Genomic DNA, 24,620 nt, shown 5'->3' on the forward strand with positions numbered 1-24,620 from the left:
TCGGCGTCGGATGCTGCTGTACTGCAGAGATTATTTGTCTGCGGGCCAAGAATTTTTCGAAGAATTCCGATCACGTTGTTCTGACAAGCTGCGCCGTGGCAGGGCATAAGCCCGGTTCGAGCGCGAACGCCGACAAGAATACTGCCAAGAGGGAACGGTATGTCCGAGATCGTCAAACCGGTTGGGCGCGGCCGCTGGCTGCAACTCGCCTTCGGCGTCGTCTGCATGTGCATGATTGCCAATATGCAGTACGGCTGGACCTTCTTCGTGAGCCCGATGCAGGAGCGGCACGGCTGGGATCGCGCGGCGATCCAGGTGGCGTTCACGCTGTTCGTCGTCACCGAGACGTGGCTGGTCCCGATCGAGGGCTGGTTCGTGGACAAGTACGGTCCGCGCATCGTCACGCTGTTCGGCGGCCTGCTCTGCGCCGTCGCGTGGGTGATCAATTCCTACGCGGACTCGCTCACCGTGCTCTACATCGCGGCCGCGATCGGCGGCACCGGTGCAGGCGCGGTTTACGGTACCTGCGTGGGCAACTCGCTGAAGTGGTTCCCCGACCGCCGCGGCCTGGCCGCCGGCATCACCGCCATGGGCTTCGGCGCGGGTTCGGCACTCACGGTCGTGCCGATCCAGGCGATGATCAAGTCCCAGGGCTACGAGGCGGCCTTCTTCTACTTCGGGATCGGGCAGGGCGTGATCGTCATGCTGATCGCCCTGTTCCTGCGCGCGCCGGCCAAGGGCCAGGTTCCGGAAGTCGCCCGGGTCAGCCAGTCGAAGCGGGACTACAAGCCCTCCGAGATGGTCCGCACCCCGATCTTCTGGGTCATGTACGCGATGTTCGTCATGATGGCCGCCGGCGGCCTGATGGCCACCGCGCAGCTCGGCCCGATCGCCAAGGACTTCAAGATCGCCGACGTCCCGGTCTCGCTCCTGGGGATCACGCTGCCGGCGCTGACCTTCGCGGCCACGCTCGACCGGGTTCTCAACGGCGTGACGCGCCCGTTCTTCGGCTGGGTCTCCGACCATATCGGCCGCGAGAACACGATGTTCCTGTCCTTCGCGATCGAGGGCCTGGGCATCTACGCGCTGAGCCAGTTCGGCCAGAATCCGATCGCCTTCGTGCTGCTGACCGGTCTCGTGTTCTTCGCGTGGGGCGAGATCTACTCGCTGTTCCCGGCGACCTGCGGCGACACGTTCGGCTCGAAGTACGCGGCGACCAATGCCGGGCTGCTCTACACGGCCAAGGGCACCGCGGCGCTGATCGTTCCCTACACCAGCGTGCTCACGACCATGACCGGAAGCTGGCACACGGTGTTCCTCGCGGCCGCGGCCCTCAACATCCTCGCGGCCCTGCTGGCGCTGTTCGTCCTCAAGCCGATGCGCGCCGCCTACACCAAGAAGCCCGAGGCGGGCCTCGCGCCGGTGCTGGCGCAGTAGCAGGCCCCGATCGCTCGCCGCCGCGGCGCCGAACCGAAGCGAATAAGCCCGGCGCCGTCTTTACGGCGCCGGGCTTCCTGCATACCGGGAACCGGGCCTTCCGGAGATCGGGCATGGACAGGGACGAGCGGATCGCGCGCGAGGGCGTCGTAGCGGCGGCGCGGGCACTCGACGCACAGGGGCTGAACCGCGGCACGTCGGGCAATGTCTCGGTGCGCTTCCGCGACGGGCTCCTGATCACCCCGTCGGGCGTGCCCACCGAACGGATCGGACCGGACGACGTGGTCCGGATGGGTCTCGACGGCACCCACGCGCCGGATCGGAAGCCGTCATCGGAATGGCGCTTCCACCGGGACATCCTCGCGTCCCGTCCGGAATTCCACGCGGTGGTCCACGCGCATCCGGTCTACTGCACCGCCTTCGCGATGTGCGGAGAGGCCATCCCGGCGGTCCACTACATGATCGCGACCTTCGGCGGCCCGACGGTACGCTGCGCGCCCTACGCGCCCTACGGCACCGCGGAACTCTCGGACCTCGCCCTCGCGGCGCTCGTCGACCGCAACGTCTGCCTCCTGGCCAATCACGGCATGATCGCGGCCGGGGCGAGCCTGGAGAAGGCCCTGTGGCTCGCCGTCGAGCTGGAGACGCTCTGCCAGCAATACGCCGTCGCGCGGCAGATCGGGACGCCGATCATCCTGTCCGACGACGAGATCGGCACGACGGTCGAGCGCTTCCGCGGCTACGGTCTGAATGCGGCGCGGCCGACCGCGCCGGAGACGACCTGACGCGCGGGTGACCTAGCGCCCGAGAAACTGACCGACCGCCAGCCCGGCCTCCCGGGCGTACTCGGCGGCCGCGACCTTCTTGCCGCCCTCCGCCTTGACCTTGCGGATCTCGAGGCGCCCGCCCTGCGCGCAGACGCTGAAGCCCTCGTCGTCGACGGCGATCACCTCGCCGGGCTTGCCGACGACGTCGGCGAGCTTGCGGATCCGATGCAGGCTGCTGTCGAAGATCTGGAGCTTCTTGCCGTCGTGCGTGGTCCAGGCACCGGGTGCCGGGTTCGCCGCGCGGATCAGGTTGTAGATCTGCTCGGCGTGGGCCGACCAGTGGATCTCCGCCTCGGCGCCGCGGAACCAACCCTCGTAGCTCGCGGCGTCCTCGTCCTGATCGATCTCGACATGCTGGCCGGCCACGACGAGGTCGGCCGCCTCGAGCATGGCCTCGACGCCCATCGGGAACAGGTTGTCGAAGTAGACGTCGCCCAGGGTCGCGTCGGCGCCGATCGGGCAGGATTTCTGCAGGATCACCGGCCCCTCGTCGAGACCGTCGGTCGGCCGGAAGATCGTCAGGCCGGTCTGCAACTCGCCCCGGGCGATCGGCCAGTTGATCGAGGAGGGGCCCCGGTAACGCGGCAGCAGGCTCGGATGATACTGGATGGTGCCGTGCTTCGGGATGTTGACGAAGCTCTGCGGCGCGAACTGGAGCACGTAGGCCATGACGCCGATATCGGCGTTCAGGCCGCGCATGGCGTCCTCGGCCTCAGGGCTCTTCAGGCTGGGGAACTGGAAAACCGTCAGCCCCTTCTCGACGGCCGCCGTCTTGAGGACGTCCGGCTTGGCGCCGGGCTTCTCAGGCGCGCAGAACACCGCCGCAACCTCATCGCCTCGTTTGAGGAACGCCTCCAGGACCGCTTTTCCGAAATCCTGTTGACCGATGAAGGCGATGCGCATGCAGGCTCCTGGGTGTCATCCGGACCCTGAGCGGGGCCGGGGAGAAACAAACCGAACGCGGGCTCGGCGGCGCGACCGTGCCCCGGCTGTCGAACGGCGTCACCCGGAATCCGGGGCCGCGCTTCACGCACGCCCCCGGATTGTAACATCGGCGATCCGGGATCTCGCCCCCGGATCGCCGGAGACCGATCACTCCGCCGCGATCTTCTGGACCGCGCCGATCGCGCCAGATTCGGCGATCTCGCCAACCTCGGCCTCGGAGTAGCCGAGCACGGAGCGCAGGATCTCATCGGTGTGCTCACCGAGGAGCGGCGAGCGGGTGACCTCGCTCGGGCTCGCCGACAGCTTGATGGGGTTGCCGACCGTCAGGTACTTGCCGCGGGTCGGGTGATCGACCTCCACGATGGTGCCGGTCTTCCGCAGGGACTCGTCCTCGGCGATCTCCTTCATCGACAGGATCGGGCCGCAGGGGATGTCGTACTTGTTCAGGGTGTCCATCACCTCGAACTTCGACACCTTCATCGTCCAGGCCTCGATCCGCGTGAAGATCTCGTTGAGATGCGGCAGGCGGGCCTTCGGGGTCGCGTAGTTCGGATCGGTCTTCCAATCCGGCTCACCGATGATGTCGCAGATCGGCTCCCAGACGGCGGCCTGGGTGATGACGTAGATGTAGGAGTTCGGGTCCTGCTCCCAGCCCTTGCAGCGCAGGATCCGGCCAGGCTGGCCGCCACCGGAATCGTTGCCCGCACGCGGGGTCGCCTCGCCGAACGGGATGCCCTCGCCGAACTGGCTGTACTCCCTGAGAGGCCCGTGCGCGAGACGCTGCTGGTCGCGCAGCTTGACCCGGCAGAGGTTGAGCACGCCGTCCTGCATGGCGCAGTCGACCTTCTGGCCGAGGCCGCTCTGGGTCCGGTGGTAGAGCGCCGTGACGATGCCGAGGGCGAGGTGCAGGCCGGTGCCGGAATCGCCGATCTGCGCGCCCGTCACCATCGGGATTCCGTCGCGGAAGCCCGTCGTCGACGCGGAGCCGCCGGCGCACTGCGCGACGTTCTCGTAGACCTTGCAATCCTCGTAGCGGCCCGGACCGAAGCCCTTCACGGAGGCCAGGATCATCCGCGGGTTGACCTCATGGATCTTCTCCCAGGTCAGGCCCATGCGGGCGAGGGCGCCGGGCGCGAAATTCTCGACCAGGACGTCGCATTCCTTGATCAGCCGCCAGAGAACCTCCTTGCCCTTCGGGTTCTTCGAGTCGAGCGTGATCGACCGCTTGTTGTGGTTCAGCATCGTGAAATAGAGGCTGTCCACGTCCGGGATGTCCTGAAGCTGCTGACGCGTGGCGTCCCCCGCGCCCGGCCGCTCGACCTTGATGACGTCGGCGCCGAACCAAGCCAGGAGCTGCGTACAGGTCGGGCCGGATTGAACGTGGGTGAAGTCCAGGATGCGGACGCCTTCGAGGGCCTTGGTCATGATCGGTCTCGGAGCTGGAGTCGGTTTGGGGATGTCGGAGGGCGGCTCAGGCCGCGCGGGATATCGGTTCGATGCCTGCACGGGCCCGTGTCGCGCGTGCCGCGACTGAGGGGCAGGGGCCTTCCATCCTCGAACGGATCATGTCTGTTCTCCCTCCCACAGCGCGGTCCCGTCGTATCGCGACACCGTCACGCGGACCCGGGGTGACGAGTCCGCCAGTTTGTATACCACATGCCATTTGCCGGATGCGAGTGCCTATTGTGGACACCTCCGGCACCGGCCGATGGCCGACCGTAAGCCGGTGCGGGCTCGCGCTCAACACGCTGCACAGCGTGCAGGGGGTCCGGGGCGGCGACCCCTTGGCATTCGCCGACAGGCGGTCCATGATTTCGCCAAAATTGCCCCAGCCGCGGGATGAAATACGCGTCGCGGCCGTGGGTGAAACGATGTAACGCTGCACGAGGAACGCCCATGCTCGCCAGCACCAGCCTGATCAAGTCGTCCTGGATCGCCGTCGACGTCGCCCACGACCGCGCCGAGCGCGTGTTGGTGGTCGAGACCTACATCGCCGTCAGCCCGCTCGAACCGAATTACGACGCCGCGCAGTACGAGCGGGTGCTCGCTTGCGTTCAGAAGGTGCTCAAGACGCACCCGGAGATCGACCGCGCGTCGATCCTGAGCATGCATCGCGGCTCCGGCTGTACGGCTCTGTTCCGCGACACGCCCGCGAAGCAGCCCGCGGCGGCCTGAGGCGTTCAGGCCTCGCCGCCCTCGGTCGGTCGGGACAGGTCCGGCGGCTCGAGGGCGACTCGGGCCGCGTGGAACCACCAGAGCGGGATGTCGCGATTGGCCTTCGCCAGTTCCGACGCCCATCCCTCCTTGGGCATGACGTCGGCCCGGTCGGCGAACAGGCGCAGCGCCGCCTCCGCGCGCTCCCGTCGGCAACGCTCCTCGATCGCCCGCCGCTCGGCCTCGGCGCGGGCGTCGGTCTGCTCGATGAGGCGCCGGGTCGCGAGATCGTCGGCGTCGAAGGCGAATTGCTGCCAGAACGCCTCGGCTTCCCGCGCGACATCCCGCTCGCGGCGCAGCGTCGCGAGCGCTTCCTCCGCGGTGTGCCGCGCCGTCTCGGCGGCCTCGGCGCGGGCGACGAGGCGGTTGTTCGCCTCCAGCAGCTCCCGCTCGCGCTCGGGCGACATCCTCTGCCGGCGCAGCACCCGCAGTTCCTCCTCGTCGGCATGGCGGGCGGCCATCAGGTCCGCGAGCGGACCGGCCGCCAGGGCGTCGGCGGATCGGCGATAGCGCTCGCGCAGGCCCGGGTGGCGGGCCTCAAGGTCCGTGTCGGTCCAGGCGGCGCGATCCTCCCCGTCCGTCCGCTCGCAATCGTACAGAGCCTGCGCCAGGGCTTCGCGCAGGTCGTCCGGAAATCGTGCCGCGGCGTGTCCGTTCATGAACCTGCATTCGCGTTGAGCGATCAACAGAACCTAGAACGCGCGCGACCGCCGGGAGAGACCGTCGCTGTGTGACGAACGCGTTTTTTTTCGACGCGGCTCGGCCGCGCAGCGGCGGCGATACGCGCCTGTCCACCGAGGCATTCCGGCCGGGATGCCAGCGTCGCCGTCATCCAGCCTCTGGCGCGCATCCTGTCTGCCGGTCTCGTCTGACGGGGGTCGCGGTGCATCATCGCTGACCCTGCTAGCCTGAGCCTGTGTGGCGCGCACCGGGATGCCGATCGCGGTGGCCGATCCGTTCTGGTCCCGGTGCCGGTCTCGGTGCTCGCCGACGCGGCTCGATGTTCGGGAGCTTCATGCGTCTCGGAATCGCGATAGCGCCGACGGATCACCCGGGATACATCGCGAGAAGGCTCATTCACGCGTCGATCGCAGTCGATGGTCCATACTGGCTACAATCCGGCGCTGGTCGCCCTGTCGATCGGCCTCGCGGTCTTCGCGTCCTACACCGCGCTGGACCTGGGCGCGCGGATCCGCGGGCCCGTCGCGGGACCGCGCTGGCCGTGGATCGCCGGCGCCGCCCTCGCCATGGGCGGGGGCATCTGGTCGATGCACTTCATCGGCATGCTGGCCTTCGAGATGGGCCTGCCGGCCGCCTACGATACCGGACTCACGCTCCTGTCCCTCGCGATCGCCGTCGCGGCGACCGGCGCCGCCTTCCTGTGGGTGGCGCGCGTCGGCGAGGGGACCGGCAGCCTTCTCGTCGCCGGCCCGCTGATGGGCCTGGGCGTTGCCGGCATGCACTACACCGGCATGGCGGCGCTGCGGATCCCCGGCGACCTCGCCTATAGCCCGGCGATCATCGCGCTCTCGGTGGCGATCGCCGTGACCGCGGCGACCGCCGCCCTGTGGCTCTCCTTCCGGCAACACGGCGTCTGGCAGAAGCTCGTCGCGGCCTGCGTGATGGGCCTCGCGGTGGCGGGCATGCACTACACCGGCATGGCGGCGGCGACGATCACCGCCGAGGCGGGCGGCGCCCACACCGCCCACGCGGTGACCGGCGCTCCGGCTCAGAAGAACCTCGCCCTCTACGTCGCCGGTGCCACGTTCCTCATCCTGTTCCTGGCGATGCTCGCCTCGTCGCTGGACCAGCAGCGCGTGCAGCGCGAGCTCCAGGCGAGCGAGGCGCGGTTCCGGGCCGCCGTGCAGGCCGTGCGCGGCGTGCTCTGGACTAACGATGCGACGGGCCGGATGCTCGGCGAGCAGCCGGGCTGGAGCGCGATCACCGGTCAGACGCGGGCGGAGTATCAGGGTTACGGCTGGGCCGACGCGGTCCATCCCGACGACATGGAGGCCTCCGTCGAGACGTGGAACGCGACCGTCCGGGCGCGGCGCACCTACGTCCACGAGCACCGGGTTCGGGTGCGCGACGGGACGTGGCGACACTTCGCGATCCGTGCCATCCCGGTCATCGACGCGCGCGGCGAGATCCGCGAGTGGGTCGGCGTCCACACGGACATCACCGAGCAGCGTCAGGCCGAAGCCGACCTGCGCGAGTCCAACGAGGAGATCCAGCGCTACGCCTACATCGTCAGCCACGACCTGCGCGCGCCGCTGGTCAACGTGATGGGATTCACGAGCGAGCTGGAGGCGACCCGGACCGAGGTCGCCGCGGCCCTCCGGGATCACCCCGCGGCAGAGCGGCTCGACGCCGATTTCGGCGAGGCGCTCGGCTTCATCAAGGCGGCGGTGAACCGGATGGAGGGGCTGATCGCCGCCATCCTCAAGCTCTCGCGAGAGGGCCGGCGACAATTCTCGCCCGAGGCCCTCGACATGACGGGCGTGCTCCGCGGCGTGGCCGATGCCCAGCGGCATCAGGCGGAGGCGGTCGGGGCCACGGTGACGATCGCCCGCGACCTGCCCGAGATCGTCGCCGACCGGCTCGCGATCGAGCAGGTCTTCGGCAACCTGCTGGACAACGCCGTGAAATACCTCGACCCGAGCCGGCCTGGACGGATCACCGTCACGGCCAAGGCCGTGGGCGAACGCGGCGTCTGCTTCTCCGTCGCCGACAACGGCCGGGGGATCGCCGCGCGGGACCATGCCCGCGTCTTCGAACTCTTCCGCCGATCGGGCGCCCAGGACCGCCCGGGCGAGGGGATCGGTCTCGCCCACGTGAAGGCGCTGGTGCGCTCGTTCGGGGGCCGGATCGAGATCCGTTCAGAACTCGGTGTGGGCACGACGTTCGACGTGACCTTGCCGCACGGGACAGCTACAGCGGTCCGGATCGACCCCGAACCGGCGCCCATCGCCGCCTAATGAGCGTGGAGCGGCCCGTGCACCCCGTCAGCATCGTGATGATCGAGGATGACGAGGGCCATGCGCGCCTGATCGAGCGCAACATCCGACGCGCCGGCGTCAACAACGACATCGTGCCGTTCCGCAACGGCACTTCGGCGCTGGACTATCTGCTCGGGCCGGACGGCTCCGGCGAGGCGAGCGCCCGACGGCACCTGCTGATCCTGCTCGACCTCAACCTGCCGGACATGACCGGCCTCGACATCCTCGAGAAGGTGAAGGCGAACCCGCACACGCGTCGGTCCCCGGTGGTGGTCCTGACCACGACGGACGACAGCCGCGAGATCCAGCGCTGCTACGACCTCGGGGCCAACGTCTACATCACTAAGCCGGTGAGCTACGACGGCTTCGCGAACGCGATCCGCCAGCTCGGTCTGTTCTTCTCGGTCATGCAGGTTCCGCAGAACCCATGACTGCTCGGCGTGCCAGCGGGGACGGCACCGCCGCGGCGGCACGCATCCTCTACATCGACGACGATCCCGGCCTCGGCCGCCTGGTCCGGCGCGCCCTCGAGGCGCGCGGCTACGCGGTCGAGCTCTGTCCCGACGGCGCGGCGGGGCTGGCGCGGCTCGCCCAGGGCGGGATCGACGCCGTCGCCCTCGACCACCACATGCCGGGACAGACGGGCCTCGACCTGCTGCCCGAGATCCGCGCGCTGCCCGAGGCGCCGCCGGTCATCTACGTGACCGGCTCCGAGGACAGCCGCGTCGCCGTGGCGGCCCTGAAGGCCGGAGCTGTGGACTACGTCTGGAAGGACGTCCAGGGTCAGTTCCGCGAGCTGCTCGGCGAGGCCGTCGCCACCGCCCTCCGGCAGGAGAGCCTGCGGCGCGACAAGGAGCGGGCCGAGGCCGAGATGCGCGAGGCGCGCGACCGCGCCGAGCTGCTGCTGCGCGAGGTCAACCACCGCGTGGCCAACTCCCTGGCCCTCGTCGCCGCCCTGGCGCACATGCAGCGCAACGCCGTCACGGACCCGGCCGCCAAGGCGGCGCTCGACGAGATGCAGGCCCGGATCTCGGCGATCGCCGGCATCCACCGCCGCCTCTACACGTCCGACGACGTCGAATCCGTCGAGCTCGACGCCTACCTGCAGAGCTTGGTCGAGGAGTTGCAGGCCGCCATGCGGGCGAGCGGGCGCGACCACGCGATCCGCCTTCGTGCCGCGCCGGTGCGGCTCTCGACCGACAAGGCCGTGTCGGTCGGCGTTGTCGTGACCGAACTCGTGACCAACGCCTACAAGTACGCCTACCCGGTCGGCACGTCGGGCGAGATCCGCGTCGCGGTCGAGCGGGACGCCGCCGACACCGTGCTGCTCGCCGTCGAGGATGACGGTATCGGCTGGACCGGGGAGGGCGAGGTCCGCGGCACCGGTCTCGGGTCGCGCATCGTGCGCGCCATGGCGTCGAACCTGCGCTCGGCCCTGTCGTATGCCCCCCGAAGCGCCGGGACGCGCGCCGTCCTCGCGTTCCAGGCCTGAGCGTCCGGATCTAGCCGCCGGCTCGCCCGGCGATGCGGTCGAGGGCCTCGAGCATCGGCGCCAGGGCGTCCTCGTCGAGTTGCTGGAAGCCCAGCGCCCGGCTCATGAACAGACCGAGGATGGCGAAGTACAGGACGGAGCCCTCGCCCGGGGGAGCGCCCTCGATCCGTCCGAGCTGGTCCAGCTGATCCGCGACGAACGCCTGGAAGTCTTTCTGCGCCTCCGGTGACTCCATCGATGCCAGCAGGAGTGCGCGCGCCGCTTCGTTGTCGTCGCAGTAGTGCCCGCGGATATGCGCCACCATCGCCCTGGGAAGCTGCGACGGGCCGGCCGGTATCTCCCGCGCGCAGGCGTCGATCTCCGCGCGCACGTCCGCGAGCTTGCGGGCGACCAGCGCCCCCACCAGGGCGTCCTTCGACGCGTAATGGTGCAGGACGCCGCCTTTGCTCAGCCCGGCCTCGGCCGCGACCGCGTCGATGGTCAGCCCGCGGACGCCTCCCTTCAGGAGAACGGCCGCGGCCGCCTCCAGGATGATCTCGGGGCGCGCCGCCAGTCGCTGTCGCTTCGCCTGCATCACGGACCTGCACTAAAAACCGTCTGGACGGTATGTAACGGATGGCGTAGGAACGCGCCACGCAATTCGCACGAGTCGCGCCGACACGGTCGATCGCATGAACCGCATCGCCTTCCTTCCATCCGCATCCGCGCTGCTGATGTTAACCGCGCTCGCGTGGATCGGGTGCGCCCAGGCCGCGCCCGAGACGGCGCTCGACTCCGCCGTGGCGCGCGTGCGGGTCGTGCAGGCGCGTCGCACACCGATGGCGCTCGACGTGGTGGTGACCGGCGACGTCCAGGCCCAGGCGCAGGTCAACGTCTCGTTCCGAACGAACGGGAAGGTCGCCGAGCGGCGCGTCGAGATCGGCGACCACGTCACGGCCAATCAGGTCCTCGCCGTCCTCGAACCCCTGACGCAGCAGGCGAATCTCGACAACGCCAAGGCCGCCCTGGCTTCGGCCGAGGCGCTGCTCACGCAGGCGAAGATGTCGTACGAGCGCCAGAAGCAGCTCCTGGCCGGCGGCTTCACGACCCGCTCGACCTACGACAACGCCGAGCAGGAGCTGCGCACCACGCAGGCGGCGGTCGACTCGGCCAAGGCGGCGCTGGGAACCGCGCAGGAGCAGTTCTCCTATACCGAGCTGCGCGCGGGCGTGTCCGGCGTGGTGACGAGCCGCAGCTTCGAGGTCGGCCAAGTGGTCCAGTCGGGCCAGACCGTGCTGGTCGTCGCGCAGGACGGGCCCCGCGACGCGGTCTTCAACGTCTACGAATCGCTGCTGGCCCAGCCGCCGGCCGGCGACACCGTCGCGGTGGCGCTGCAGTCGGACCCGTCCGTCACCGCGGTCGGGACCGTGCGGGAGATCTCTCCCACCGTGGATGCCGCCAGCGGCACGGTGCGGGTCAAGATCGGCCTTAAGTCGACGCCCGACGCCATGGGGCTCGGCGCCGTCGTGATCGGTCGCGGGCGCTTCGCGCCGCACGAATCGGTGATCCTGCCCTGGTCGGCGCTCTACCGCTACGACGGGAAGCCCTCGGTGTGGGTCTACGATCCGGACCGGAAGACCGTCTCGGTCCGCGCGGTGGAGATCGATCGCTTCGGCCCCGATATCATCGCGCTGAAGCGCGGCGTCGAGCCGGGCGAGCGCGTGGTCATCGCCGGCATCCAGTTCCTGCGTCCCGGCCAGACGGTCGCGGCCGCCGAGATCGGAGACCGCCCATGACAGCGCGCGCGTATCTCGTCCTGGGCCTCCTCGCGACGGCACTGGCCGGGTGCAACGGTCACGGCGAGGAGGGAGGCGAGGCCGCGGCGGCCCCGGTCCGTCCGGTGCTGACGCAGGTTGTCGTACCGAGTGACACCGTCACGTTCGGGCCGTTCGCCGGCACGATCGAGCCGCGCTACCAGGCGCAGCTCGGCTTTCAGATCCCCGGGCGCATGGTCGCGCGGGACGTGACGATCGGCGACCTCGTCACCCGCGGCCAGCGCCTCGCGGCCCTCGACACCATCGTGACCCGTTTCGACCTGACCCGCGCCGAGGCCGACTTGGCCGACGCGAAGGCGCAGGCCGAGAACGCAGAGGCCGCGGAGTCGCGGACCCGGCGCCTGATGACCGGCAACGCCGTCTCCCAGGCGACGCTCGACCAGGCTGTCGCCAAGCGCGAGACCGCCCGGGCCCGGGTGGATCAGGCGATGGCGAGCCTCCAGAAGGCCCGCGACCAGATGGACTACACTGAGCTGAAGGCCGAGTTCGACGGTGTCGTGACCCAGCGCCTCGCCGAAGTCGGCCAAGTGCTCAGCGCCGGCCAGGGCGTCGTGACCGTGGCGCGGCCCGACGTTCGCGAGGCGGTGGTCGACATTCCCGAGGCCCATGTCGGGGCTCTGCCGTCGGACGGCGTGTTCACCGTCGCGCTCCAGAGCGCTCCGGAGCTGACGGCGCGCGGGCGCGTCCGCGAGATCGCGCCCCTCGCCGAGTCGGGGACGCGGTCCAAGCGCATCCGGATCACCCTGGACGATCCCGGCCCGGCCTTCCGGCTCGGCGCGACCATCAACGTGTCGCTCATGCGCAAGGTCGCGCCCACCGTCCTTCTGCCCGCCTCGGCGCTGCTTGAGGACGGTGACCGCCGCTCGGTCTGGGTCGTCTCGCCCGACGGGAAGTCGGTAGCGCGCCGCGACGTCACCGTGGCGGCGCGGGACAACGCCGAGGACGGCCGCGTCGCGGTCGTCGCCGGCCTGAAGGCCGGCGAGCGCGTCGTGGTCGCGGGCGTCCACGTCATCAAGGAAGGCCAGGCCGTGCGCCTGACCGACGGCGCCGTCTGATCCGGCCGCACGGGGTTTTCGCGTGAAGGACTTCAACCTTTCCGACTGGGCGCTCGGGCACCGCTCGTTCGTCTGGTTCCTCATGCTGGTCTCGCTGATCGCGGGCCTGATGGCCTACACCCGCCTCGGCCGTGAGGAGGATCCGCCCTTCACCATCAAGACCATGGTGGTGCAGACCACGTGGCCCGGCGCGACCATCAAGGACACCCTCGATCAGGTCACCGACCGGGTCGAGAAGGAGCTTCAGCAGCTCAACGGCCTCGACTTCGTCCGCAGCTACACGACGCCCGGATCGTCGACAGTCTTCGTCCAGTTCCGCGACACGCTCAAGAAGAACGAGATCCAGCCGGCCTTCTACCAGGTCCGCAAGCGGCTCGGCGACATCAAGGGTCAGTTCCCGGAGGGCGTGCAGGGTCCGTTCTTCAACGACGAGTTCGGCGACGTCTACGGCAATATCTACGCGTTCACGGCCGACGGCCTGACGCACCGGCAGCTGCGCGACTACGTCGAGGGCATCCGCACCGAGGTCCTGCGGGTGCCCAATATCGGCAAGACCCAGCTGATCGGCACGCAGGACGAGACGATCTACCTCGACTTCTCCACCCGGAAGCTCGCCGGCTACGGCATTGATTTCCAGGCCCTGATCAAGGCCCTGCAGGCGCAGAACGCGGTCTCGGCCTCCGGCGTGGTGCAGGCCGGGCCGGAGCGCATCTCGCTGCGGGTCAGCGGCTCCTTCGCCTCCGAGGCCTCGCTCCAGGACTTCAACCTGCGGGTCAATGACCGCTTCTTCCGCCTCGCCGACATCGCCGAGATCAGCCGCGGCTACGAGGATCCGCCCGCACCGCTGTTCCGGGTGGACGGCAAGCCCGCGATCGGCCTCGCCATCGCGATGCGTCCGGGCGCCAACCTGCTGCATTTCGGAGAGGCCCTGAAGGAGCGCATGCGCGCCATCGAGGCCACCCTGCCGCTCGGTGTCGGCGTCCATCTCGTGTCGGACCAGCCCAAGCAGGTCGAGCACGCGGTCGGCGGCTTCACCCAGGCGCTGGTCGAGGCCGTCATCATCGTGCTGGGGGTGAGCTTCGTGAGCCTCGGCGTCCGGGCCGGCCTCGTCGTCTCGGTGTCGATCCCGCTCGTGCTGGCGATCGTCTTCGTCGTCATGCAGATCATGGACGTCACCCTCCAGCGCATCTCCCTCGGCGCGCTGATCATCGCGCTGGGCCTCCTCGTCGACGACGCCATGATCACCGTCGAGATGATGGTGGCCCGCCTGGAGCGGGGCGACACGCTGCGGAAGGCCGCCACCTTCGCGTACACGTCGACGGCGTTCCCGATGCTGACCGGGACGCTCGTGACGGTGGCGGGCTTCCTGCCGATCGGCTTCAACGGCTCCGGCGCCGGCGAGTACACCTACTCGCTGTTCGTGGTGATCGCGGCCTCGCTGCTGGTCTCCTGGGTCGTGGCGGTCCTGTTCGCGCCGCTTGTCGGTGTCACGCTCCTGCCGAAGACCATGAAGCACCACACGGAGAAGGAGGGGATCTTCACGCGCCTGTTCGTCTGGGCGCTGCGGCTCGCCATGCGCTGGCACTGGACGACGGTGGTGGTCTGCCTCGGGCTGATGGCGGCGGCCATCGTCGGGATGGGGCACGTTCAGCAGCAGTTCTTCCCGTCCTCGGACCGGTCCGAGGTGCTGGTCGACCTGACCCTTCCGCAGAACGCCACCATCGCCGAGACCCGGGCGCAGATGGACCGGTTCGAGGCGAACCTGAAGGACGATCCGGACGTGACGAGCTGGTCGTCCTACGTCGGCGAGGGCGCGGTGCGCTTCTACCTCCCGCTCGATCAGCAGCTCGCCAACGCTTTCTTCGGCCAGATCGTCATCGTCACAAAGTCGCTGGAGGTGCGCGACCGCGTGATGGCGCGCCTGCAGACCATCGGCCTGCGCGACTTCGTCGGCACCGACGTGCTGGTGCAGCCCCTGAGCCTCGGGCCGCCCGTGGGCCGGCCGGTGCAGTACCGCCTCAGCGGCCCGAACATGGAGACGGTGCGCCGCCTGTCGCTCGACCTCGCCAACGTGGTCGCGGCCGACAAGCGCCTCGACGTGCCGACCTTCGACTGGAACGAGCCCGGCAAGGTCCTGCGGGTCGAGATCCTCCAGGACAAGGCGCGCCAGCTCGGCGTCACCAGCCAGGACGTCGCCGGCATCCTGAACGGGATCGAGGGCGGCCAGGCGATCACGCAGGTCCGGGACTCGATCTACCTCGTCAACGTCGTCGGCCGCGCCCGCGCCGCCGAGCGGTCGTCGCTGGACACCCTGCAGTCGCTGCAGGTCGGTCTCGCGAATGGCACGGTGGTGCCGGTGCTCGCCTTCGCGCGGATCGGCTACGATCTCGAGCAGCCGATCGTCTGGCGCCGGGACCGCCTCCCGACCGTGACGGTGCGCGCCACGATCCACGACGCGACCCAGCCGGCCACCATCGTGGCCGCCCTGCAGCCCGGTCTCGACGCCTTCATCAAGGCGCTCCCGGAGGGCTACACGGTCCAGACCGGCGGCGCCGTCGAGGAATCCGCCAAGGGCCAGGGCCCGATCGCGGCCGTGGTCCCGGTCATGCTGCTGGCCATGGCGTTCCTGCTGATGATGCAGCTCCAGAGCTTCGGCCGGATGCTCCTCGTCTTCACCGTGGCACCGCTCGGCCTGATCGGCGTGGTGCCGGCGCTGCTCCTGTTCGACAAGCCGATGGGCTTCGTCGCCATCCTGGGCATCCTGGCGCTCATCGGGATCATCATCCGCAATGCGGTGATCCTGGTGAGCCAGATCGAGGAGTTCCGGGCCGAGGGGATGGCGCCCTGGCAGGCGGTCTTCGAGGCGACCCACCACCGCATGCGGCCCATCCTCCTGACTGCGGCCGCGGCGAGCCTGGGCCTGATCCCCATCGCCCGCGAGGTGTTCTGGGGGCCGATGGCCTTCGCGATGATCGGCGGGATCCTGGCGGCGACCTTCCTGACGCTCCTGTTCCTGCCCGCGCTCTACGTCGGCTGCTACCGTATCCGCCCGGAGACGGGCGGCGCGCCGGCGGCCCACGCCGGCTGATCTGCCGGCTCACGCGATCGCGGCGCCCGCGGGCGCTGCGAGAAACGGTCGGCCCGCCCCTCCGCCCCCTCAGGGCGGGCCGACCGTGACGATATTTCACGCGAGCGGGGCCACACCGCCGGAAACCCGACGGTGTTCCGGCGCGTAGGGTGCGACGGAAACGAGGACCGTCCCGCCCATGAACGCCTTCATCGCCGTCGTCCTGGTCTGCGCCAACGGGATCGCGCAGGAGTCCTGCACGGACGCCCAGGCGCTCGAGGTCCGCAAGGTCCGGGTCGCCAACGAACTCGGCTGCGCCACCGGCTGGCAGGAGATCATCGCCCGCACCGAGCTGCGCGAGGAGATCGGCAAGACCGCCTACCTGAAGACGGAGTGCCGCCGGGTGAAGGAGCCGCGGTGACGCACGCGGCGGCCGCTACTTCTCGTACTTGATATAGGCGAAGCGCGGATCGGTCGGGGTGCCCTCGAGCCCCTGTCCCTCCAGGCCCGGCTGCCAGGAGACGACCTCCTCGATCTTCCGGGCGAGGGCGAAATCCTTGTCGGTGATGCCCTTGGCCGCGTGGTTCATCAGCCGGACCTCGACCCAGGCGTAGGAGGCCGTGATGTCCGGATGGTGCCACGCCGCCTCGGCGAGGTGGCCGACCGTGTTGATCACCATCAGGGTGCTCTTCCAGCCGGACGTCTTGTAGGTGCGCCGGATCCACCCGTCCTCCAGCCGCCAGGCGGGCAGCTCGGCCTTCAGCCGCGCCTCCACGGTCGCGTCGTCCAGTGCGCCCTCGCGTCGCTCGCTCATGATCCATCTCCGATGAAACCGTCGCTGCCGAGGGTGCCGCCGCGGCCGGTTGCGCGCAAGCGTGTTTGCCGCGGTGGACGGAAACCGATGTGAGCCCTATGACCTTTTGGCAATGGCGTCCGGCTCGATCGGCACTCCAGTCTGCCGCCGCTGAAGACTGCGCAATACGATGGGAGAAGGCGTGATGCTGTCACGGCGCGCGATGCTCGCCGGGGGCCTGCTCGGCGGCCTCGGCCTGCGGGCGGCGCGCGCCGACGTGCCGACGATCCGCCTCGGCAGCCTGCCCTTCGGCACGTCTACCTGGGAGGCGGCGGTGATCAAGGCCCGCGGCCTCGACACGGCCAACGGCTTCGAGCTCGACGCGGTCAAGCTCGCCGGCAACGACGCGGCCCGGATCAGCTTCATCGGCGGGCAGGTCGACACGATCATCGGCGACCTGCTCTGGGCTGCCCGCCTCGGCAACGACGGCCAGGCGGTCCGCTTCATCCCGTACTCGACCTCCGAGGGCGGCGTGATGGTGCCGGGCGGCAGCCCGGTGAAGAGCCTCAAGGATCTCGCGGGCAAGCGCCTCGGGGTGGCGGGTGGCCCCCTGGACAAGAACTGGCTCCTCCTCCGGGCACAGGCCAAGGACGCGGCCGGCATCGACCTCGAGCAGGCCGCCGAGATCGCCTACGGCGCCCCGCCTCTGATCACGCTGAAGCTGGAGCAGGGCGCCCTCGACGCGGCGCTGACCTACTGGACCTACTGCGCCCGCCTCAAGGCCAAGGGCTATCGGCAGCTGGTCGGGGCCGAGGACATCATGCACGCCCTTGGGGTCCCGGGCGACGTGGCGCTGATCGGCTACCTGTTCCAGGACGCCACCGTGAAGGAGAAGCCCGCGGCCGTGGCGGCCTTCGCCCGGGCCTCGCGGGCCGCCAAGGACATGCTCGCCTCCGACCCGAGCACGTGGGAGATCGTGCGCCCGCTGATGGCGGCGGAGGACGAGGCGACCTTCGAGGCTCTGAAGCACGATTTCCTGGCCGGCATTCCGCGCCGCTCCATCGCGGAGGAGCGCGCCGACGCCGAGAAGCTCTACGCGGTGATGGCGCGGCTCGGCGGCGCCCGCCTCGTCGGAAAGGGCAACGCGCTCCCGCCGGACCTCTACTACATCGGCCGCAATGGTTGAGGCGGCCGCCCGGCGGGCGCGCGTGTCGACCGTCAAGACTATCAGGATCATCGGGACCGCATGGGCGCGCTGACCCGTATCGCGTCCCTGGCCGTGCTCCTCGCCGCCTGGCAGTTCGCCGCGATGGAGGCGGGCTCCCGCCTGCTGCCGGCGCCCCTCGCGGTGCTGCGCTTCATCGTTCAGGAGGCGGAGCGCGGCGACCTCGCGCACAACGTGGGCATGACGCTGCTCCGCGTGGCGATCTCCTTCACCGTGGCGATGGTCCTCGGCGTCCTCCTCGGCGTCGCGCTCGGACGGTCCAAGGCCGCCGACGTCACCCTCGACACGCCGCTGCTCGTCCTCCTGAACACGCCTGCCCTGGTGATCACGGTCCTGGCCTATGTCTGGGTCGGCCTCACCGAGACCGCCGCGATCCTGGCGGTGGTGCTCAACAAGCTGCCGAACGTCGCGGTGATCGTGCGCGAGGGCGCGCGGAATCTCGATCCCGGGCTCGACGAGATGGCTCGCGCCTACCGGCTCGACCGGCGCAGCTGGGCCCGCGACATCCTGATCCCGCAGCTCCAGCCCTACATGGTCACGGCGGCGCGGTCGGGCCTCTCGCTCGCCTGGAAGATCGTGCTTGTCGTGGAGCTGCTCGGGCGCCCGGACGGGGTCGGCTTCGCGATCAACTACTACTTCGTCCAGAGCACCGACGTGGCGGCCATCATCGGCTACAGCCTCGTCTTCATGGCCGTGATGATCGGCATCGACGTCCTCCTCCTCCAGCGGCTCGAAGCCTATGTCCGTCGCTGGCGCTGAGCCCGTCCTCCAAGTCGCGATCGCGTCGAAATGGTACCGGCCCGCCCGGGCCGAGGCGGTCGAGGCCGTCCGGAACCTGACCTTCGGCGTCGGCGCCGGGGAGATCGTCTGCCTGATCGGGCCGTCGGGCGCCGGCAAGACCACCACCCTGCGGATCCTGCTCGGCCTTGACACCGCCTTCGAGGGCCGCGTCTCCGGCGCGGACCGGGCGGGCATCGTGTTCCAGGAGCCGCGGCTGCTGCCCTGGCGCAGCGTCGAGCACAACGTCCGCCTCGGCCTACCCCGGGCACGGCGCGGGCGCGATCTCGACGATCTGTTCGCGCGGCTCGGCCTGACGGCGTGGCGGACGCGCTACCCGAAGGCCCTGTCGCTGGGCATGCAGCGGCGCGTGGCGCTGGCGCGCGCCCTGGCCGACGGCCCGCGCGTCCTCGTCCTCGACGAACCGTTCGTGTCCCTCGACGACGCCGCCGCCGCGGAACTGCGCGGCCTCGTGGTGGACACGGTGGACCGGGCCGGCATGAGCGTGCTGATGGTGACGCACAACGTCGCCGAGGCGATCGGGATCGCAGACCGGCTGCTCCTCGTGTCGCGGCGCCCGGCCAGTCTCATCGCCGACGTCCGCCTCGACCGGCCGCGCCGGGAACGCGACCGCGCCTGGGCCGAGGCGACGCGGGCGAACCTCGCCGCGCGGCATCCGGAGATCATCGCGCAGTGACGCGTGTCGCGCCGGCCGTTCGGCCGATGCAATCGGTCCAGGTCGGCCACTGCGTTCAGCGCGCCTCCCGAACGGATCGTTGAACCTCCCTCCATCTCAACCTCGGACGATCCCCGGCCAGGTAGGCCATCTCCCCGCGGGACCCGAGCGGCGTAGGGTCGCTCGAGGGAGGTGGGGATCAGTGTCGGCAGGTCGTTCGCGCGGGCGGCCCTCGGCGGTCTCGCGCACGCGGCGCGGGAGGTGCTGGAACGCGGCACCTTCAGCGACGCGGCGGAGGCCGTGTCGGGCAGCGGGGCGAAAGCCTACATGGCGGAAGAGCCGCGGCAGGCGCGACCGCTCGGGATCGCTGCCGCACGGCGGGCGATCCTGCGGCGAGCGGGCGCCGATCGGCCCGGATACGCGAGTCGCGGCGAAGGACCGGGCGGCACGGTTTGTCATCGCATCGCGATACGGACGGGAACGCCGCCGCTATACCGGTGCCCTCGTCGCACCGGCCGGCCGCGGAGCCTTGTCGAATCCAGAGCGTCCCGATGTCCCGCACGTCCCCCTCGGCCATCGACCGCGCGCCCGTCGCCGACCGGTCGGGCACCGGCAATGTAGTCAGGCTAGCCGTCGCGCAGGCCCTCGCCGGCGCGAACTCGACCGTCGTGTTCGCGACGGGCGCGGTCGTCGGCAACATGCTCGCGCCCAGCAAGGTCCTGGCCACATTGCCGATCTCGATCTTCGTGGTCGGGATGGCCGCCTGCGCCCTTCCGACCGGCAGCATCGCCAAGCGCCACGGGCGCCGCACCGCCTTCATTGTCGGCACCGGGTGCGGCGTGCTCGTCGGCCTGCTCTCGGCCTGGGCGATCGTCGCGGCCAGTTTCTGGCTGTTCTGCGCGGCGATGTTCCTCGGGGGCGCCTACGCGGCCGTGGTCTTCTCGTTCCGCTTCGCCGCCGCGGACTGCGTTCCGGCCGACCGCCGCCCGCGGGCGCTGTCGGCCGTCATGGCCGGCGGTGTCTTCGGCGGAGTGATCGGGCCGCAGCTCGTCACCCACACCATGGACCTGTGGCCTCCCTACCTGTTCGCCGCCACCTTCCTGGCCCAGGCCGCCGTCGCCGCCGCGGCCGCCCTGATCCTGGCGGGCGTTCGCCTGCCGCGGCCGTCCACCGGGTCCGTCTCGGGCGGACGACCGCTAGCCGTCATCCTCGCGCAGCCGCGCTTCGTGATCGCGGTGATCTGCGGGGCCGTGTCCTACCTCCTGATGAACTTCGTCATGACGGCCGCCCCGCTGGCCATGCGCCTGTGCGGCCACGCGCAGGAGGATGCCAATCTGGGCCTGCAGTGGCACGTCATCGCCATGTACGGCCCGAGCTTCTTCACCGGGCGGCTGATCACGCGCTTCGGCGCGTCCCGCGTGGTGGCGACCGGCCTCACCTTGACGGGGGCGGCCGCGCTCGTCGGACTCGCGGGCGCGGACGTCGGGCATTTCTGGCTGTCCCTCATCCTCCTCGGCGTCGGATGGAACTTCGGCTTCGTCGGCGCCTCCGCGATGGTGCTGGACTGTCATCGCCCGGAGGAGCGGACGCGGGTGCAGTCGATCAACGACTTCATCGTGTTCGGAATGGTGGCGGTCGGTTCGTTCTCGTCCGGGGGCCTGCTGACGAGCTACGGCTGGGACACGGTTCTCTGGGTGTCCTTCGCGCCCTTGGCGCTGGCCGCGACGGCGCTCGCGCTCACGACAGGGCGCGGCGCGAAGGCGTGGTAGCCTGGATCGTCCCTCGCGGTCGCAGAGCCCGTCGATGACCCTCGATCAGTTGCGCATCTTCGTGGCGGTCGCCGAGCGTCAGCACGTCACCCGCGCGGCCGAGGCCTTGAACATCGTGCAGTCCGCAGTCAGCGCCGCGGTGTCCGGGCTGGAAGAGCGCCACGCGGTGAAGCTGTTCCACCGGGTCGGCCGCGGGATCGAGCTGACCGATGCCGGTCGCGTCTTCCTCGAAGAGGCCCGCGCGGTCCTCGCCCGCGCCGAGGCGGCCGAGCGGGTCTTGGCCGACCTGAGCGGCCTGCGGCGGGGAAGCCTGCGCGTTCACGCGAGCCAGACCATCGCCAGCCACTGGCTGCCCCGCCATCTCGTCGCGTTCCGGGCCGCCCATCCGGACGTCACGATCCGGCTCGCCGTGGGCAACACCGCGGAGGTGGCGCGGGCGGTCGCCGATGGTTCGGCCGAACTCGGCTTCGTCGAGGGCGAAGTCGAGGATCCGATCCTGGCGAGCGCGGCGGTCGCGCAGGATCGGCTCGTGCTCGTCGTGCCGGCCGGCCACCCCTTCTCGGCCCGGGAGACCCTCACGGCCGCCGATCTCGCGGGCCACCCGTGGGTGCTGCGCGAGGCGGGCTCCGGAACGCGCTCCGCCTTCGAGGCGGCGCTCGCGGCGGCGGGGCTGGCGCTCGCGGATGTGACGGTGTCGCTCGAGCTGCCCTCCAACGAGGCCGTGCTCGCCGCGATCGAGGCCGGGGCCGGTGCGGGCGTCCTGTCGGAGGCGGTCGTGGCGGGCAAGCTGGCCGCCGGCGCGCTCGTCGCGCCGCCGTTCCCGTTGCCGGCACGGACCTTCCGGATGCTGCGCCACAGGGAACGGTACCGGAGCCGCGCCGCGGACGCCCTGCTCGGCCTGATCCGGGACGGGACGCCGTGAGCGGCGCAGTCAGGGCCGCGGCTTCAGCGCGGCGAGATAGTCGATGATGGCCTGCCGGTCGGCGGGATCCACGCTGGCCTTGTAGCTGTGAATCATCTTGTCGACGATCCCGCTCCACTGCGCCTTCGACAGGGCGGGCTGCGTGAGGATCATCCCGGCCGAGTGACAGGCGAGGCAGGTGTTGCTGATCGCCTCGGCGCCCGGTCCCGCCGGGAAGACCTGATCGGACGTGGGCCATTCGACCTGCTGCGACGCGAAGCGCATCGGCTCCGGCGCGGCGGCCGCGGAGACGGGGATCAGGGCGAGCGCGGCCAGGCAGCGCGCTATTGGCGTCAGGGACATGAAACTCCTCCTCAGGCGACCTGGAGCGTCACGGTCTCGACGCCGTTCTGCATGAAGCCCGCGCCGTTCCAGACGGGGTCCATCGGCTGCGCGAGTCCGTTCGTGTTGGTGCAGCGGACCTTGATGGCGCGGGTGCCGGTCGCGAGGGCCGGCAAGTCGACGTCGAAGCGGCGGAAACTGTAGGCGCCCGCGTCGGCCCCGAGCCGCGTCGGCGCCCAAGACGCGCCGCCGTCGGTGGAGATCTCCACGGACCTGACCCCGCAATCGCCCCCGAAGGCGATGCCGCGCACGGCCACCGGCGCGCCGACCGCGACCCGGGCGCCGTCCTGCAGGTTCGTCACGAAGGCGCGCGGCACCATGCGGTCGATCGGCACCGTCTTGAAGCCGGTCTGGCCGGGCTGGACGTTGGCTCCCGGCACGTCCGGGATGCGGTAGGCCGTCTCCATCCAGTACTGATCGTCGGGCCTGTCCAGAACCTCGATGTCCGACAGCATCTTGACCCAGTAGGTCGAGTACCGGCCCGGAACGACGAGGCGCAGCGGGAAGCCGTTCAGCAGCGGCAACTGCGCGCCATTCATCGCGTAGGCGATCATCACCTCGCCGTCGCGGGCATGGTCGAGGGCGAGGGATTTCCGGAAGTGCGGCGCGTCGCTCACGACCGGCTCGTCGAGGCCGGCGAAGCGCACCTGTACGGCCCCGGCCCTCACGCCCGCGCGGTCGAGCACGTCTTTCAGGCGTACGCCGGTCCAGAGGGCGTTCCCCATCGCGCCGTTGGCCCACTGCGCGCCGGGGACCCGCGGCACGAACAGGCCCCGCGAATTGCCCGAGCACTGGTTGACCGCCGCGATCTCGAATCGCGGCATGTCGGCGAGTGCGTCGAGGGACAGCGACAGGGCCGTCTCGACGTGACCGCGCACTGTCAGTCGGAAGGACGGCACGTCGATCGCGGTCGGGATCTCGGCCCAGTGCCACCGCACGTAGAAGCGGTCGTTGGGGGTGAACACGCCCTCGTCGAACACCGCGAAGGGTGTCTCCAGCAGTGGCGGCCGGGTGCGCTGCAGGATCATCGCGCCCTTCCCGGGGAAGGCGGTCGTGACCGCGCGCTGCTCGGGACCGCCGGGCAGGGGGAGTCTGACCGTGCCGGCGGCCCAGGCCGGGGCGGCCGCAGCGAGGCCTCCGAGGCCGAGGCCGGCCAGCACGGCACGGCGGGGAAGGGCGGATTGGCTCACGGCGATGTCTCCTCAACGGCGTGGGGTAACTCGATGACCGTTGCTCTGCGGTTTGCAGATCGCGGTTGCGCGGTCCGATCTCTCTCCTGACGCTCCTCGAACTGGACCCGGGCATCACGCGATGCCGAGAAGGCGGATCAGGTGGAGGCTGACGGCGGTGGGCGCGGCGAGCGAGGGTGCAGGTTCAGGGCCCGGTCGACGATCGCGACCTCGACCGCCTCGGGCCGACGGCTCTGGGGCTGACCGCGAGGCGGGAGCCAAGCCTGGCTACGGAACCGCGGATGCGGCACGCGATCGAAAGAGGGTTGGTCCTGCGCGACACGGCTCGGCTCCGGAACAGGGAGCCACCATCCCTCTCGCCGAGCGTTCAATCCAACAGAACTTATGGAACGAACTGATCGCGATTCCCGATCGTTCCGGGTGGCGGTGCGGCGAACTCCGAGAACGCGGTCGGCACGACAGCCCCCGCGTCGGGGCAGCGCTGGCCGCGCGATCTCAGCCTATGCGGCCCGCCTCCGGATCCTCGGCCTCGGGCAGGGCGACGTAGATCATCACGCCGAGGACCGTCATGGCGAAGCGGAAGGCGGATTGTTGGCCGTTCCAGACCTTCGACATCCACATGCCGAACCACTCGGCGCCGATGCCCAGGAAGCCCGCCTGCCAGACCAGGAAGCCGACGCTCAGGCCGGCGATCGCCCAGGTCTTGGCCCGGTCGAAGTCGCCGCGCGGGGCCCGCAGCCGCGCGAGCATCAGCGCGACGCCGATCCAGAGCAGGAGCGCCGTGACAGCCTCCGCGGCGACGATCATCGCGAAGGCGCCGCGCTGCAGTGCCGGATCGGTGATCGCGCGGTCGGCGATGCCCGAATCCGGCAGGATCGTGTCCATCGACAGCACGTGCTGCACGAAGGCGAGGTTCACTGCCGGCTCCGTGACGTTGCCGTACACGACCAGCGTGCAAGTCAGGGCCAGGGCGCCGACGAGGGCGGCCTTCGAGAGGCGGACGGCGAGCATGGGCGGCCCTTCCAGATATGCGGGCG

General features: G+C 70.2%; 23 protein-coding genes and 1 pseudogene. 16 read left to right on the plus strand and 8 right to left on the minus strand.

Annotation, left to right across the window (positions count from 1 at the left end; genetic code table 11):
* Window positions 1–159: 159 nt before the first annotated feature.
* Together oxlT and H288_RS0107705 are read left to right on the plus strand one after the other, a co-directional pair.
* Window positions 160–1,437, plus strand: coding sequence for an oxalate/formate MFS antiporter (oxlT, locus tag H288_RS0107700; RefSeq protein ID WP_020092013.1), 1,278 nt, complete (start codon window positions 160–162; stop codon window positions 1,435–1,437).
* Window positions 1,438–1,550: 113 nt separating this feature from the next.
* Window positions 1,551–2,222, plus strand: a complete 672-nt coding sequence (locus H288_RS0107705) for a class II aldolase/adducin family protein (RefSeq protein ID WP_020092014.1) — start codon at window positions 1,551–1,553, stop codon at window positions 2,220–2,222.
* A gap of 12 nt (window positions 2,223–2,234) precedes the next feature.
* On the opposite strand, the gene H288_RS0107710 is transcribed toward H288_RS0107705, so the two are convergent.
* A complete protein-coding gene (locus H288_RS0107710; RefSeq protein WP_020092015.1) occupies window positions 2,235–3,167 on the minus strand; it encodes a methionyl-tRNA formyltransferase in 933 nt (310 codons plus the stop codon).
* 189 nt (window positions 3,168–3,356) lie between these two features.
* Entirely contained in the window at window positions 3,357–4,634 is a 1,278-nt protein-coding gene (frc, locus tag H288_RS0107715; protein ID WP_020092016.1) for a formyl-CoA transferase, read from the minus strand.
* Window positions 4,635–5,105: 471 nt separating this feature from the next.
* On the opposite strand from frc, the gene H288_RS0107720 reads away from it, so the two are divergent.
* Window positions 5,106–5,384, plus strand: coding sequence for a hypothetical protein (locus H288_RS0107720; RefSeq protein WP_012319741.1), 279 nt, complete (start codon window positions 5,106–5,108; stop codon window positions 5,382–5,384).
* 5 nt (window positions 5,385–5,389) lie between these two features.
* On the opposite strand, the gene H288_RS0107725 is transcribed toward H288_RS0107720, so the two are convergent.
* A complete protein-coding gene (locus H288_RS0107725) occupies window positions 5,390–6,082 on the minus strand; it encodes a hypothetical protein (protein ID WP_020092017.1) in 693 nt (230 codons plus the stop codon).
* 438 nt (window positions 6,083–6,520) lie between these two features.
* On the opposite strand from H288_RS0107725, the gene H288_RS0107730 reads away from it, so the two are divergent.
* Genes H288_RS0107730 through H288_RS0107740 form a run of 3 tightly spaced genes read left to right on the plus strand, consistent with a single transcriptional unit; the run spans window position 6,521 to window position 9,914 of the window.
* Window positions 6,521–8,401, plus strand: coding sequence for an MHYT domain-containing protein (locus tag H288_RS0107730; protein ID WP_020092018.1), 1,881 nt, complete (start codon window positions 6,521–6,523; stop codon window positions 8,399–8,401).
* Complete coding sequence (locus tag H288_RS0107735; protein WP_020092019.1) at window positions 8,401–8,853, plus strand: response regulator; 453 nt, start codon at window positions 8,401–8,403, stop codon at window positions 8,851–8,853. Before H288_RS0107730 ends, H288_RS0107735 begins: the two co-directional genes overlap by 1 nt.
* Window positions 8,850–9,914: a response regulator gene (locus tag H288_RS0107740; protein WP_020092020.1), complete on the plus strand. Its 1,065-nt coding sequence runs from the start codon at window positions 8,850–8,852 to the stop codon at window positions 9,912–9,914. Before H288_RS0107735 ends, H288_RS0107740 begins: the two co-directional genes overlap by 4 nt.
* A gap of 10 nt (window positions 9,915–9,924) precedes the next feature.
* Here the strand turns inward: H288_RS0107740 and H288_RS0107745 are convergent, their stop codons facing one another.
* On the minus strand, window positions 9,925–10,488 hold the full coding sequence (locus tag H288_RS0107745) for a TetR/AcrR family transcriptional regulator (protein ID WP_020092021.1): 564 nt from the start codon (window positions 10,486–10,488) through the stop codon (window positions 9,925–9,927).
* A gap of 139 nt (window positions 10,489–10,627) precedes the next feature.
* On the opposite strand from H288_RS0107745, the gene H288_RS0107750 reads away from it, so the two are divergent.
* The 4 genes from H288_RS0107750 (at window position 10,628) to H288_RS0107765 (ending at window position 16,271) form a co-directional block, all read left to right on the plus strand.
* Window positions 10,628–11,689: an efflux RND transporter periplasmic adaptor subunit gene (locus H288_RS0107750; RefSeq protein ID WP_234082474.1), complete on the plus strand. Its 1,062-nt coding sequence runs from the start codon at window positions 10,628–10,630 to the stop codon at window positions 11,687–11,689.
* Window positions 11,686–12,783, plus strand: a complete 1,098-nt coding sequence (locus H288_RS0107755; RefSeq protein ID WP_020092023.1) for an efflux RND transporter periplasmic adaptor subunit — start codon at window positions 11,686–11,688, stop codon at window positions 12,781–12,783. Before H288_RS0107750 ends, H288_RS0107755 begins: the two co-directional genes overlap by 4 nt.
* Window positions 12,784–12,805: 22 nt before the next feature.
* Complete coding sequence (locus tag H288_RS0107760) at window positions 12,806–15,871, plus strand: efflux RND transporter permease subunit (RefSeq protein ID WP_020092024.1); 3,066 nt, start codon at window positions 12,806–12,808, stop codon at window positions 15,869–15,871.
* A gap of 178 nt (window positions 15,872–16,049) precedes the next feature.
* Window positions 16,050–16,271, plus strand: a complete 222-nt coding sequence (locus tag H288_RS0107765) for a hypothetical protein (RefSeq protein WP_020092025.1) — start codon at window positions 16,050–16,052, stop codon at window positions 16,269–16,271.
* Between the two features lie 15 nt (window positions 16,272–16,286).
* Here the strand turns inward: H288_RS0107765 and H288_RS0107770 are convergent, their stop codons facing one another.
* A complete protein-coding gene (locus H288_RS0107770) occupies window positions 16,287–16,664 on the minus strand; it encodes a 4a-hydroxytetrahydrobiopterin dehydratase (RefSeq protein ID WP_020092026.1) in 378 nt (125 codons plus the stop codon).
* A gap of 184 nt (window positions 16,665–16,848) precedes the next feature.
* Between H288_RS0107770 and H288_RS0107775 the strand changes: the two genes are divergently transcribed.
* The 6 genes and pseudogenes from H288_RS0107775 (at window position 16,849) to H288_RS0107795 (ending at window position 22,012) form a co-directional block, all read left to right on the plus strand.
* The gene (locus tag H288_RS0107775) at window positions 16,849–17,829 is read left to right on the plus strand and encodes an ABC transporter substrate-binding protein (protein ID WP_020092027.1); all 981 of its coding nucleotides are present in this window, start codon (window positions 16,849–16,851) and stop codon (window positions 17,827–17,829) included.
* Window positions 17,830–17,889: 60 nt separating this feature from the next.
* Window positions 17,890–18,627: an ABC transporter permease subunit gene (locus H288_RS0107780; protein WP_020092028.1), complete on the plus strand. Its 738-nt coding sequence runs from the start codon at window positions 17,890–17,892 to the stop codon at window positions 18,625–18,627.
* The gene (locus tag H288_RS0107785; protein ID WP_020092029.1) at window positions 18,608–19,342 is read left to right on the plus strand and encodes an ATP-binding cassette domain-containing protein; all 735 of its coding nucleotides are present in this window, start codon (window positions 18,608–18,610) and stop codon (window positions 19,340–19,342) included. Before H288_RS0107780 ends, H288_RS0107785 begins: the two co-directional genes overlap by 20 nt.
* A 177-nt stretch (window positions 19,343–19,519) precedes the next feature.
* Window positions 19,520–19,624, plus strand: a pseudogene (locus H288_RS35890) (isocitrate lyase/phosphoenolpyruvate mutase family protein); the annotation flags it as partial.
* A 248-nt stretch (window positions 19,625–19,872) separates the two neighbouring features.
* The gene (locus H288_RS0107790; RefSeq protein ID WP_020092030.1) at window positions 19,873–21,090 is read left to right on the plus strand and encodes an MFS transporter; all 1,218 of its coding nucleotides are present in this window, start codon (window positions 19,873–19,875) and stop codon (window positions 21,088–21,090) included.
* Between the two features lie 34 nt (window positions 21,091–21,124).
* Entirely contained in the window at window positions 21,125–22,012 is an 888-nt protein-coding gene (locus tag H288_RS0107795) for a LysR family transcriptional regulator (protein ID WP_020092031.1), read from the plus strand.
* Window positions 22,013–22,021: 9 nt separating this feature from the next.
* Here the strand turns inward: H288_RS0107795 and H288_RS0107800 are convergent, their stop codons facing one another.
* The 3 genes from H288_RS0107800 to H288_RS0107810 all read right to left on the minus strand — a co-directional run bounded on the left by H288_RS0107800 (window position 22,022) and on the right by H288_RS0107810 (window position 24,594).
* A complete protein-coding gene (locus tag H288_RS0107800; protein WP_020092032.1) occupies window positions 22,022–22,354 on the minus strand; it encodes a hypothetical protein in 333 nt (110 codons plus the stop codon).
* An 11-nt stretch (window positions 22,355–22,365) separates the two neighbouring features.
* Entirely contained in the window at window positions 22,366–23,583 is a 1,218-nt protein-coding gene (locus H288_RS0107805) for a molybdopterin-dependent oxidoreductase (protein ID WP_020092033.1), read from the minus strand.
* Between the two features lie 495 nt (window positions 23,584–24,078).
* Window positions 24,079–24,594, minus strand: a complete 516-nt coding sequence (locus tag H288_RS0107810) for a DUF2165 domain-containing protein (RefSeq protein ID WP_020092034.1) — start codon at window positions 24,592–24,594, stop codon at window positions 24,079–24,081.
* Between the last annotated feature and the right edge of the window lie 26 nt (window positions 24,595–24,620).

This window comes from Methylobacterium sp. 285MFTsu5.1, from assembly GCF_000383455.1.
Classification (GTDB): Bacteria; Pseudomonadota; Alphaproteobacteria; order Rhizobiales; family Beijerinckiaceae; genus Methylobacterium.